Here is an 11,250-nt window from a genome sequence, read left to right on the forward strand (position 1 = left end):
CCTTCCGCCACGTCCTACACCGACGCCGTACCGGCTTGTTCCCTCAGCGCCAGCCACTCCTGCAGCTCGATCAGGTTCCCCTCCGGTCCGCCAGATGGGCGACCCGCATCCGGTCGCCCATCGGCCCCGGGCCCCGGAGGAATTCCGCGCCCCGCGAGGTGAGCTCGGCGTGGGCGGCGTCCAGGTCGTCCACCCGCAGCGCCACCAGCGCGCGGTGCCCGTCCGGCTCCGCACCCAGCCGCTCCAGCACCTCGGCCAGCTGCGCCCGGTCCTGCAGCGCGATCGCGGCGTGCCCGGTGTCGGGGCTGAGCTTGGCGTACGGGCCGCTCTCGGCCTCGAACTGCGGCTTCAGCCCGAGCACGTCCCGGTAGAAGCGGTAGACAGCGGGGAAGTCGGACACCAGCAGGCGTATCTGGGTGAGTTCCATAGGGTCTTTCTAGCCCGGTCACGCCCCGCCGGAGACCTAGATCCCTTGCCAGTCGGGCTTGTTGACGAAGGTGTGCCGGAAGTAGTCGGCCAGCTTCAGCTTGGAAGCGGCTCCCTCGTCGACGACCACCGTCGCATGCGGGTGCAGCTGGAGCGCCGACGCCGGACACACCGCGGCCACCGGCCCCTCCACCGTCGCCGCCACCGCGTCCGCCTTGCCCTCGCCCGTGGCGAGCAGCACCAGGTGCCGTGCCTCCAGGATCGTGCCGATGCCCTGCGTGATGACGTGGTGCGGGACCTGGCCGATGTCGCCGTCGAAGAACCGCGCGTTGTCGATCCGGGTCTGCTCGGTCAACGTCTTGATCCGGGTCCGTGAGGCGAGTGACGAGCACGGTTCGTTGAACCCGATGTGTCCGTCGGTCCCGATCCCCAGCAGCTGGAGGTCGACCCCGCCGGCCTCCGTCAGCGCCCTGTCGTACGCCTCGCAGGCTCCCCGTACGTCCTCGGCGGTCCCGTCGGGCCCGACGAACGCGTCCATCCCGATCCCGAGCGGCTCCAGCACCTCGCGCCGCAGCACCGAACGGTAGGACTCCGGATGGTCGGCCGGCAGCCCCACGTACTCGTCGAGCTGGGCTATGCGCGCCCGGGACATCTCCACGGCCCCGGAGGCCGCCCGGGCCGCGAGCGCCTGGTAGACGGGCAGCGGGGTCGAGCCGGTGGCCACGCCGAGCAGTGCGGTCGGCTTGTGCCGGAGCAGCTGTGCGATGGCCCCGGCGATGAGCTCGCCACCCGCCTTGGCGTCCGGAACGATGACAACTTCCACGCTGGGCCTGCCGATCTGGAGAAGCGCTCAAGAGACGTACGGGGGAACAATGTGGTTTAGACCAATCTAACAGAACGGGGTTTCCCGGCCCAGGCTCCCGGCCGGTGAACCTCGCCGCCGAGGGGCCCACGGAAATTGCCCCGTCGATCCGGCCCCGCACATGAACCAACAAGGCTAGGCTGCATGGTGGATGCTGGGACGTCCGACTAGTTCCAGCGGGCGACCCTGAGGCATCCGAACTGCTCGTGATCCCACAGCGACAAACAATCTCCAACGCATGGACAGGGCTTGTGGTCTAGTCCACAATGCGTAGAGAAGTGTTCGATCGATCAGCTGTACGTACGACGACCAGAGCCTCCGTCTTCCCCGCACAGGAAGACGGATCGAGGAACCGGGGCTCTCTGCCCTGACTGCGCCGGCTCCTCATCCATCGGCCGACCGGGACCGCACACCCCACGGCCGTTGCTGCTCCGGGCTGCGGTGCCGGGAGGGCTGAGGGTCCCTCTCAGGCGCCGCGGCCCGCGGGTGTTTCCGGGCCCTTTCGAGCCCCGCCCCCAGCCACGGTTTCCGGCCAGGTCCGAACCGGCGGGTACGCTCGCACACGTGCCCTCCATGAACGAACTCGTACGCCAGCACACCGCGCTCAGCGACTCCGACCTGGAGTGGCTGCACCTGCTGGTGTCGGAGTGGCAACTGCTCTCCGACCTCTCCTTCGCCGACCTCGTCCTGTGGGTTCCCACCCGCGACGGCACCCGCTACGTCTCGGTCGCCCAGATGCGGCCGAACACCGGGCCCACCTCGTACCAGGACGACATGGTCGGCCATCTCGTCCCCCGTGGCCGCCGCCCCCTGCTGGACGCGGCTCTGGACGAGGGCCGGATCGTGCGCGAGGGCGACCCGGAATGGCGCGAAGAGGTCCCTGTCCGGGTCGAGTCGATCCCCGTCCGCCGGGAAGGACGCGTCCTCGGGGTCATCGCGCGCAACACCAACCTCCTCACCGTCCGGACCCCGAGCCGCCTGGAGCTGACGTATCTCCAGAGCGCCTCGGACCTGGCCCAGATGATCGCCGCCGGATCGTTCCCTTTCTCGAACCAGGTGGTCGACATGGACGCCTCGCCGCGGGTCGGCGACGGACTGATCCGGCTCGACGCCGACGGCATCGTCCAGTACGCCTCGCCCAACGCGCTGTCCGCGTACCACCGGCTCGGCCTCGCCTCCGACCTCGTCGGTCAGCACCTGGGCGTCACCACGGCCGAACTCGCTCCGTCCCGGGGGCCGGTGGACGAGGCGCTCTCCAAGGTCGCCAGCGGCTGGGCGCCGCGCGAGTTCGAGATCGAGTCCGTCGACGGGGTCATCCAGTTCCGCGCCATCCCCCTCAAGCCCAAGGGCACGCGCATCGGTTCACTCGTCCTGCTCCGCGACGTCACCGAACTGCGCCGTCGGGAACGCGAGTTGATCACCAAGGACGCGACCATCCGGGAGATCCACCACCGCGTCAAGAACAACCTCCAGACGGTGGCCGCCCTGTTGCGCCTCCAGGCTCGGCGTATCGAGTCGGAGCGCGGGCGCGAGGCCCTGGAAGAGGCCGTACGGCGGGTCGGGTCCATCGCGATCGTGCACGAGACGCTCTCCCAGAACCTGGACGAACGCGTGGAGTTCGACGAGATCGCCGACCGTGTGCTCGCCATGGTCTCCGAGATCTCGCCGGGCACGGTCACCGGCCGGCGCACCGGCCGCTTCGGCATTCTGGACGCCGAGGTCGCCACCCCGCTCTCCATGGTGCTGACCGAGATCCTGCAGAACGCCCTGGAGCACGGCTTCGGACCGGGCGACACCGGCTCGGTCGAGGTCTCGGCGGTCCGGGGCGGCACGACCAAGGAGTCCCGCCTCCTCGTCACCGTCCAGGACGACGGCGTCGGTCTCCCCGAGGGCTTCGACCCGCACCGCTCGGGCAACCTGGGCCTGCAGATCGTACGGACGCTGGTGGAGGGGGAGTTGGGCGGCACCTTCGACATGGTGCCCGCTCCCGAGCGGGGTACGCAGGTGATCCTCGACATCCCGGTGCGCGCCGGCAAGTAGCCCGCGCACCGCGATGATCGGCCCTGGCACAGCGATGAGCCCCGGACCATGGAACGGTCCGGGGCTCATATGCTTGTTCGCGCTGTTGCTATGCGCATCGGGGGCACTGCGCGCTGCGGCTCGGGGGCGGGAGATGCGTACTCGCTGTACGCGCCGCCAAGCTCAGGCTGTTACGGGGTGGGTTGTCAGGCGGTTGCCTGGCGGGCCCGGTTGCGGGCGGCGCGACGCTTCATGGCACGGCGCTCGTCCTCGCTGAGACCACCCCAGACGCCGGAGTCCTGGCCGGACTCAAGCGCCCACTGCAAACACTGCTCCATGACGGGGCAGCGGCGGCAGACGGCCTTGGCTTCCTCGATCTGCAGCAGCGCAGGACCGGTGTTGCCGATGGGGAAGAAGAGTTCCGGGTCTTCCTCGCGGCAAACGGCGTTGTGACGCCAGTCCATGGCTGCTACCTCTCCTTGGTATTACATGCACGTTGCTTGTGAATGTGAACGCTTTCACGAATCCCTCAACAAGTGAAGGGCCGATCATCAGACGGACTGATGTCGTCCTTGAAGTGAGGAGGGGTTCTGGCTCTCTGCGGGGGCCGGTGTTGCGGGCCGTCCCGATCGCCACTTAGAGACTCGCAAACCTCAGCGGCGGATACAACCCCTACCGGAAAGTTTTTTTGGATTCCTCGGTGTCGGCTCGGTCACAGCCGTACTTCCATGGGGTGGACCCTGGCCTAAACGTTCGAGTGGAAGGACTTTAGCCCGTTCCGCTCACACAATCACACGCAGTGCACGGCGTACGCCTGTGAACGTCACGCTCGTTCGCAGTCCCAGGTGGTCGCCGTCCATCTGGAGGGGCAGAGGGACCTTCGAATGCAAGGTGAAGTCCGTCAGGTCATGCAGGGCCGTGGCATGCCTGCCATGGGGTCCCCGCTCGGGGGACGAAGTGAGCAACTGCATGCCATACCGGGCAACCGCACCCGTCGACATACGGCTGAGACCGAGTACGTCGAGCCCGGTATCGAACGAGGCCTTAGGTGAGGCGTACACCGGACGATTACCCAGATACGTCCAAGGGGACGTGTTGCAGACTATGGACAGCACCAGATCCGTCACCGGGTCGGCGCCCGGCTGTTCCAGTGTGATCGTGCCGTGCCGGCGATTGGCCTCGCCCAGGAATTGCCGCACAACTTGCCGCAGGTAAAGGGAATGTGTGGATTTCCGGCCGCGTTCCCGCTGTTGCTCCACACGCCCGATCACACCGGCGTCGAATCCCAGGCCCGCACAGAACGTGAACCAGCGCTCCGGCACCGACTCGTCCTCGGTCCCCGGGGTGCCTTTCGCGACACCGAGGCCCACCGTGCGTTCCCGGTCCTCGCGCAGGGCGTCCAGCAGGACGCCGGTGGCCTCCACGGCGTCGTTGGGCAGACCGAGGGCGCGGGCGAAGACGTTCGTGGAGCCGCCGGGGACCACGGCGAGGCGGGGCAGCCGGTCCGGGTCGGGCCCGTTGTGCAGCAGGCCGTTCACGACCTCGTTGACCGTCCCGTCGCCACCGAGGGCGACGACCAGCTCGACGTCCTTGCTCTCCGCCGCCTGCCGGGCGAGGTCACGCGCGTGCCCCCGGTACTCGGTGGTGACCGCCTCGAGTTTCATCTCGCTCGCGAGAGCATGGGTCAGCACATCGCGCGTACGTGCGCTTGTGGTGGTAGCCGCCGGATTGACCACGAGAAGTGCACGCATGCGAAGCAGGGTACCTACTGGGTGGTACTCGGCCCAGGGCAGGTTAGGGCTCAGTAAGAAAAGCGGAGGTGAGCCGGGCGCTTCCCCCGCCCATCCGGGGCCCGGCCGAGCGCTGTGGAGCCCGCGGCTACCCTTTGGGGGTGAGCGCTGAGCAGACCCCCACCTCGGAAACCGCCGAAGAGCCGCGGCCCCTGCGGCTGACCGCGGCGGCCGTGCTCGCCGCGCTGGAGGGGCTTGCCCTCGTGACCGGCGGGGCCTTCATCCTCGTACTGGGGCTGACGGGCGATCCGGACGACCGGCAGCAGGCCGTCACCGGCGGTGTCACGCTGATCGTGCTCGCGCTGCTGCCGCTGCTCGCCGCGCGCGGGCTGCTGGGGCGGCGAAGCTGGAGCCGCGGGCCCGCCGTCATCACGCAGATCATGGCGCTGCCCGTCGCCTACAACCTGCTCCGGGCCGACAGCATGGCCATTCCGGGCGGGATCGTGCTGGGGGTGGTGGCGGTCACCGCGCTCGTGCTGCTGGTGAACCAGGAGACGACCCGGGCCCTCGGGATCCGGGGGCCCGGCAACGCGTCGGAGTGACCCGAGGGTCTACTCCTCCACCAGCAGCCTCTCCCGCAGCTGGGCGAGCGTCCGCGCCAGCAGCCGGGAGACGTGCATCTGGGAGATGCCGACCTCCTGGGCGATCTGCGACTGCGTCATGTTGCCGAAGAAACGCAGCAGCAGGATCCGCTTCTCCCGCGGCGGGAGATCCTCGAGGAGCGGCTTGAGGGACTCGCGGTACTCGACGCCCTCCAAGGCCTCGTCGTACGAACCCAGGGTGTCCGCGACCGCGGGCGACTCGTCGTCCGTGTCGGGGACGTCCAGGGACAGCGTGGAGTAGGCGTTGGCCGACTCCAGGCCCTCCAGGACCTCCTCCTCCGAGATGCCCAGCTTCTCGGCCAGCTCATGGACCGTGGGGGAGCGGCCGTGCAGCTGGGAGAGCTCCGCCGTCGCCGTGGTGAGCGAGAGACGCAGCTCCTGCAGCCTGCGCGGAACGCGGACCGCCCAGCCCTTGTCACGGAAGTGCCGCTTGATCTCGCCGACGACCGTCGGGGTCGCGTACGTCGAGAACTCGACTCCACGGTCCGGATCGAAGCGGTCGACCGACTTGATCAGGCCGATGGTCGCGACCTGGGTCAGGTCGTCCAGCGGCTCACCGCGGTTGCGGAAGCGGCGCGCGAGGTGCTCGACGAGCGGGAGATGCATACGCACCAGCCGGTTGCGCAGCTCCGCGTACTCGGCACTGCCGTGCTCCAGCGCGCGCAGCTCGTAGAACAGGGCGCGCGCTCCGCTGCGGTCCGTCGGGGAGTGCTGGGTGACCTGCACCGCCGGCTGTGCGCTTGGCGCGTCGTCTCGTTCGTGCTCGCTCATCGTCCCGCCTGTCGGCCTTCCCTGAGCCCGCGCGTCGGCGGGGACAGGGGAGACCTCATTCGGCCCTTCCAGGGGCGCACTCTGCACGGCACCTTCCCGATCCAGCTGCCCGTCGTCCGTGAAGCCGGCCTCCGGGGGGTTGTCCTCCGGGTGCGGCCGGGCCTGCTCGGGGATGCCGGAGATCCCGGCGGTGCCGGAAACGGCGTCCGCCGTGCCTCGCGGCCCGTCCGGGCCGCCGCTGCCCGCCCCGGGCAGCTCCCGTGTGCCGCGCTCTTCGTCCCGCACCGGCCCGTCCCCGTTCCTCACGCCGGCCCGGGTCCCGCGCCGCGCTTCTTGTGGAGACTGATCGACACGGTCTTGTCCTCGGCGACGGTCGAGTCGACCTGGCCCGCCAGGGCCGACAGGACGGTCCAGGCGAAGGTGTCGCGCGCGGGGGCGTGACCGTCCGTGGTCGGGGCCGAGACCGTGACCTCCAGGGAGTCGTCGATCAGTCGGAACACACAGCTGAGTACGGAGCCGGGCACGGCCTGCTGAAGCAGGATCGCGCAGGCTTCGTCCACTGCGATGCGCAGGTCCTCGATCTCGTCGAGGGTGAAGTCCAAACGGGCCGCGAGGCCGGCCGTAGCCGTACGCAGCACCGACAGGTAGGCACCCGCGGCCGGCAGCCGGACTTCCACGAAGTCCTGGGTCGCGGGCTCGCCTGCGAACTGGGACACCCTCACCTCCAAGGTGGTACAAGCTCTTTCGGGGGCCGAGGGTCGCCCCCCGGGGTAACGCGATACGTGGTTCAGCGGTGACGCTACCGCGCTCCGGACTTTCCTGTCCCGGGACCCCAGCCCCTTGCTGTCACTCATAGTAAACCTATGGATACGCACAGTGGCTAGGGGTCTGCGGGCCCAATTGGGAAGAGCGCGCGCCGGGTTGACGTACCCAGGCGTCAGACGGTCGAACCGTCCGGATCCAGAGTCACACGAGTACGCCCTCGGTCACCAATGCCCCTGCTCACACGGGTGCGGGGCCGGGGGTGCGGCGATTCGGGGCTTGTGCGCCGTCATACGAGGACGTGGTCGACGAAGCACCAGCGCCAGCTCTCGCCGGGTTCGAAGGTCCGCATCACCGGGTGCCCGGTCTCCTTGTGGTGTTCTGTCGCGTGGCGGTTCGGCGAGGAGTCGCAGCAGCCGACATGGCCGCATTCCAGGCACAGGCGCAACTGCACCGGGTGGGTGCCGGACGCCAGGCACTCCGGACAGGTCTCGCTCTTGGGCTCTGGTTCCGGGAGGGGCAGCGCGTCGGCATGCGTGCACTGTTTCATGATTGCCAGGTTACGACGGCTGTGCGGAAAGCCGCGCGGAAGCCGAAGCGCACGAAAAACAATGTGGGCGAACAAGAGTGGGCGGAACGAGAGTGGGCCGAAACCGATGCATGTGATGCCACTGCTCCTGCTGGTCGCGGGGAGCGCCGCCATTGCCGCCGCGGCCCGCCGGACCCCTGTCCCGCCCCCGCTGCTGCTGGTCGCGGCCGGCCTGCTGTTCGCGTACGTCCCCGGGGTGCCCGACTACGCGCTCGACCCGCATGTCGTCCTGCCGCTGATGCTGCCCCCGCTGCTGTACACGGCGGCCGTCGACAGCTCCTACCTCGATCTGCGCGCGCAACTGCGGCCCGTGGCACTGCTGTCCGTGGGGTACGTGCTCTTCGCGACGCTCGCCGTCGGCTGGGCGGCTTATCTGATCGTGCCCGGACTGCCGCTCACCGCCGCGCTGGTGCTCGGCGCGGTCGTGGCACCGCCGGACGCCGTCGCGGCCACGGCGATCGCACGCCGGGTCGGGCTGCCGTCGCGGGTCACCACCATCCTCCAGGGCGAGTCCCTGGTGAACGACGCCACCGCGATCACCGCCTACCGCGTCGCCCTCGCGGCGGCCGTGGGGGAGGGCGCGACCTGGGCGGGCGGGATCGGCGAGTTCCTGCTCGCGGCGGTCGGCGGCGTCGGCATCGGGCTGCTTCTGATGGTGCCGATCCACTGGCTGCGCAGGTGCCTGAAGGAGGCGCTGCTGCAGAACACGATGTCCCTGCTGATCCCGTTCGCCGCGTACGCGGTCGCCGAGGAGGTGCACGCCTCCGGGGTCCTCGCCGTGGTGGTCGTCGCGCTCTATCTGGGACATCGCGCGTGGGAGGTCGATTTCGCGACCCGTCTCCAGGAGGAGGCGGTCTGGAAAATGGTTGCCTTCGTTCTCGAATCGGCTGTCTTCGCCCTGATCGGCCTGCAACTGCCCGTCGTCATGAAGGGGCTCGGGGCGTACGAGGGTGTCGATGCCGCCTGGTACGCGATCGCCGTCTTCCTCGCGGTCGTCGTCACCCGGTTCGCCTGGGTGTACCCCGGGACGTTCGTGCCCCGGCTGCTGTCGGCGCGGATCCGGGAACGGGAGCCGAATCCGACCTGGAAGGGCGCGTTCGTCATCTCCTGGGCCGGGATGCGGGGGGTCGTCTCGCTGGCCATCGCCTTCTCGATCCCGCTCACGGTGGAGGGCGGCGAGGCGTTCCCGGAGCGGAACCTGATCCTCTTCCTGACCTTCACGACGGTCATCGGCACGCTGGTCGTCCAGGGGCTGACGCTGCCCCCGCTGATCCGGCTGCTGAAGGTGCCGGGGCGTGACGCGCAGGCCGAGACGCTCGCGGAGGCCAACGCCCAGGCGCAGGCGTCCAGGGCGGCACAGGGGCGCCTGGAAGGCCTGCTGGAGGACGAGCGCAACGCGCTGCCGCCTCCGCTGGCCGACCGGCTGCGCATGGTGCTGGAACGCCGCCAGAACGCCGTCTGGGAGCGGCTGGGCTCGGTCAACCCCGTGACCGGCGAGACGGTGGACGACACGTACCGGCGGCTGTCCCGCGAGATGATCAGCGCGGAGCGGGAGGTGTTCGTTCGGCTGCGGGACGGGCGCTACATAGACGACGAGATGCTGCGGACCCTGCTGCGACGCCTGGACCTGGAGGAGGCGGCCGCGTTCCGCGAGGCGGAGTAGGGCGGTTCAGGGGAACGGGCGCCCTGTGACCACCGCCGCGACGGTGGTCCCGTTCGCGAAAGCGCCCTCCTCGGCGAGGGCGACAAGTCCGTACAGCATCTTGGCGACATAGAGACGTTCCACGGGGACGCCGTGGCGGGCATCGAAGTCGTCGGCGAAGGCGTTCAGTCCGGGGGGCGTACGGGCGTAGCCGCCGAAGTGGAAGCGGTCGTCGAGGGTCCACGAGCCGCGGGGCCCGCCGAAGGCGAGGTCCTGGAGGGCCCGTATCTCCGCGTCAAGGAAGCCCCCCTTGAGGACCGGGAAGCCGAGGGCCCGCTGCTCGGGAGCGAGACCCGCGGTGAGGCCGGCGAGGGTGCCGCCGGTGCCGCAGGCGACCGCGACGACATCGGCGTGGCCGCGCAGTTCCTCGCCGAGCGCGCGGCAGCCGCGTACGGCGAGCGCGTTGCTGCCGCCCTCCGGCACGACGTAGGCGTCCTCGGCGCCGGCCGCCCGGCGGATGCCGGCGAGGGTGTCCTGGTCGGCCTTGTGCCGGTAGGTCGATCTGTCGACGAAGTGCAGACGCATGCCGTCGGCCACGCAGTGGGCCAGTGAGGGGTTGAGGGGGCGGCCGGCGAGTTCCTGGCCTCGGACCACGCCGACCGTGGGCAGGCCCAGCATGCGGCCGGCGGTGGCCGTGGCGCGCAGATGGTTGGAGTAGGCGCCGCCGAACGTGAGGATCGGCCGTCCGGCGGCGGCTTCCAGGTTGGGGACCAGCTTGCGCCACTTGTTGCCGATCAGATCCGGGTGGATGAGATCGTCGCGCTTGAGGAACAGCCGGAGGCCGCGCTGCGTGAAGCGCGGGTCGGGGAGTTCCTGGAGGGGACTGGGCGAGGACACGGGACCATTGTCCCTGCCAGCCCGTTGGGGCTCCCCCTCTGGGGGAGTTCGAGGGCAAGGCCCGTTCAGGGCCGGTAGTGGGGGTCTGGGGGCGCAGCCCCATGGATGGGACGGGCAGGGGCGGCTGGGGTGGGGAAACTCCTACTTCAACCGGTCCCGCACCCGTTCCCTCAGCCACTGCATGCCGAAGCCCCGGGGATCGATCTTGCCGGGCTGCCATTCGAGGTGGCCGATGACCGACCGCTCCGTCCAGCCGTGGTGACGGCACAGTGCCGCGGCGACCTTCTCGACGGCGTCGAGCTGGGCCGGCGGCCAGGGATCCTCGCCGTCGCCGAGGTTCTCGCACTCGAAGCCGTAGAAGTGACGGTTCCCGTCCGTGTTGGCCTCGTTGTCCGGCGGCAGCGCCTTCTCCGCGATCACCGCGCGCAGCACGTCGTCGTCACCCAGGCCCGCGTGATTGGCCCTGCCGTAACCGACCAGGTGGACGCGCCCGTCCTTGGTGATGACGCCGTGGCACAGGGGGCCAGGCAGCTCCGCGTAACCGTCGCGGCAGAGTTCCACCGTGTACTCGCTGCCGCGGGTGACCGTGTGATGGATCATCACGCCGTGGACCGGTCCCCAGGGGCCCTTGTGGTTGCGGTTGTGGTGGACCCAGTCGCCCACTTCGACGACGTCGACGCCTTCTTCCCTGAGCCGGTCCAGAAAGTCGCCGGCGGACATGGGTGGGGCCATGACCGTCTCCTTCGCTGCGCGACGGCCACCGGTCGTGACCGCCTCGTACCGCAGCTTGTACCGGAATCCGGCGGTCGAGGTCGAATTGTTCGCACGGCGTGCGAGCCGATCCGGCCGATCCCGCCGTCCCCGTATCCGGTCCGTGACGCCATATCGGT

The 11,250-nt window shown here is 69.7% G+C and carries 11 protein-coding genes and 1 pseudogene; 3 read left to right on the forward strand and 9 right to left on the reverse strand.

Annotated features, from left to right (window positions below):
* Positions 1–14 precede the first annotated feature (14 nt).
* A pseudogene (locus STRTUCAR8_RS34970) lies at positions 15–427 on the reverse strand (VOC family protein).
* Positions 428–463: 36 nt separating this feature from the next.
* A complete protein-coding gene (gene nagB / locus STRTUCAR8_RS34975) occupies positions 464–1,249 on the reverse strand; it encodes a glucosamine-6-phosphate deaminase (protein WP_006380965.1) in 786 nt (261 codons plus the stop codon).
* Positions 1,250–1,852: 603 nt separating this feature from the next.
* Here nagB and STRTUCAR8_RS34980 point away from each other — a divergent pair.
* Positions 1,853–3,328: a sensor histidine kinase gene (locus tag STRTUCAR8_RS34980; RefSeq protein ID WP_006380974.1), complete on the forward strand. Its 1,476-nt coding sequence runs from the start codon at positions 1,853–1,855 to the stop codon at positions 3,326–3,328.
* A 185-nt stretch (positions 3,329–3,513) separates the two neighbouring features.
* Here the strand turns inward: STRTUCAR8_RS34980 and STRTUCAR8_RS34985 are convergent, their stop codons facing one another.
* Together STRTUCAR8_RS34985 and STRTUCAR8_RS34990 are read right to left on the reverse strand one after the other, a co-directional pair.
* Complete coding sequence (locus STRTUCAR8_RS34985) at positions 3,514–3,771, reverse strand: WhiB family transcriptional regulator (RefSeq protein ID WP_006380970.1); 258 nt, start codon at positions 3,769–3,771, stop codon at positions 3,514–3,516.
* A 318-nt stretch (positions 3,772–4,089) separates the two neighbouring features.
* Positions 4,090–5,058 carry a diacylglycerol/lipid kinase family protein gene (locus tag STRTUCAR8_RS34990; RefSeq protein WP_006380969.1) on the reverse strand — a complete coding sequence of 323 codons (969 nt, stop codon included), beginning with the start codon at positions 5,056–5,058 and terminating at the stop codon, positions 4,090–4,092.
* Positions 5,059–5,198: 140 nt separating this feature from the next.
* Here STRTUCAR8_RS34990 and STRTUCAR8_RS34995 point away from each other — a divergent pair, with 140 nt between their 5' ends.
* Entirely contained in the window at positions 5,199–5,639 is a 441-nt protein-coding gene (locus STRTUCAR8_RS34995; RefSeq protein WP_006380971.1) for a hypothetical protein, read from the forward strand.
* Positions 5,640–5,648: 9 nt separating this feature from the next.
* On the opposite strand, the gene STRTUCAR8_RS35000 is transcribed toward STRTUCAR8_RS34995, so the two are convergent.
* The 3 genes from STRTUCAR8_RS35000 to STRTUCAR8_RS35010 form a co-directional block, all read right to left on the reverse strand.
* A complete protein-coding gene (locus STRTUCAR8_RS35000; protein ID WP_006380973.1) occupies positions 5,649–6,776 on the reverse strand; it encodes an RNA polymerase sigma factor SigF in 1,128 nt (375 codons plus the stop codon).
* Positions 6,773–7,186: an ATP-binding protein gene (locus tag STRTUCAR8_RS35005; RefSeq protein ID WP_006380964.1), complete on the reverse strand. Its 414-nt coding sequence runs from the start codon at positions 7,184–7,186 to the stop codon at positions 6,773–6,775. The genes STRTUCAR8_RS35000 and STRTUCAR8_RS35005 overlap by 4 nt, the downstream gene beginning before the upstream one ends.
* A 335-nt stretch (positions 7,187–7,521) precedes the next feature.
* Positions 7,522–7,782 carry a UBP-type zinc finger domain-containing protein gene (locus tag STRTUCAR8_RS35010; protein ID WP_006380972.1) on the reverse strand — a complete coding sequence of 87 codons (261 nt, stop codon included), beginning with the start codon at positions 7,780–7,782 and terminating at the stop codon, positions 7,522–7,524.
* Between the two features lie 106 nt (positions 7,783–7,888).
* Here STRTUCAR8_RS35010 and STRTUCAR8_RS35015 point away from each other — a divergent pair, with 106 nt between their 5' ends.
* A complete protein-coding gene (locus tag STRTUCAR8_RS35015) occupies positions 7,889–9,484 on the forward strand; it encodes a Na+/H+ antiporter (RefSeq protein WP_044473431.1) in 1,596 nt (531 codons plus the stop codon).
* Between the two features lie 6 nt (positions 9,485–9,490).
* On the opposite strand, the gene STRTUCAR8_RS35020 is transcribed toward STRTUCAR8_RS35015, so the two are convergent.
* Together STRTUCAR8_RS35020 and STRTUCAR8_RS35025 are read right to left on the reverse strand one after the other, a co-directional pair.
* Positions 9,491–10,360: a 1-aminocyclopropane-1-carboxylate deaminase/D-cysteine desulfhydrase gene (locus tag STRTUCAR8_RS35020; RefSeq protein WP_006380963.1), complete on the reverse strand. Its 870-nt coding sequence runs from the start codon at positions 10,358–10,360 to the stop codon at positions 9,491–9,493.
* Positions 10,361–10,501: 141 nt separating this feature from the next.
* Entirely contained in the window at positions 10,502–11,092 is a 591-nt protein-coding gene (locus STRTUCAR8_RS35025) for an N-acetylmuramoyl-L-alanine amidase (RefSeq protein WP_006380968.1), read from the reverse strand.
* Between the last annotated feature and the right edge of the window lie 158 nt (positions 11,093–11,250).

It is taken from the genome of Streptomyces turgidiscabies Car8, assembly GCF_000331005.1.
Lineage (GTDB): Bacteria > Actinomycetota > Actinomycetes > Streptomycetales > Streptomycetaceae > Streptomyces > Streptomyces turgidiscabies.

Bases quoted from the DNA above. Each gene is read 5' to 3' on its own strand.
- STRTUCAR8_RS34985 (WP_006380970.1), bottom strand. From the start codon at position 3,771: ATGGACTGGCGTCACAACGCCGTTTGCCGCGAGGAAGACCCGGAACTC.
- STRTUCAR8_RS34990 (WP_006380969.1), bottom strand. From the start codon at position 5,058: ATGCGTGCACTTCTCGTGGTCAATCCGGCGGCTACCACCACAAGCGCA.
- STRTUCAR8_RS35010 (WP_006380972.1), bottom strand. From the start codon at position 7,782: ATGAAACAGTGCACGCATGCCGACGCGCTGCCCCTCCCGGAACCAGAG.
- STRTUCAR8_RS35015 (WP_044473431.1), top strand. From the start codon at position 7,889: ATGCATGTGATGCCACTGCTCCTGCTGGTCGCGGGGAGCGCCGCCATT.
- STRTUCAR8_RS35025 (WP_006380968.1), bottom strand. From the start codon at position 11,092: ATGGCCCCACCCATGTCCGCCGGCGACTTTCTGGACCGGCTCAGGGAA.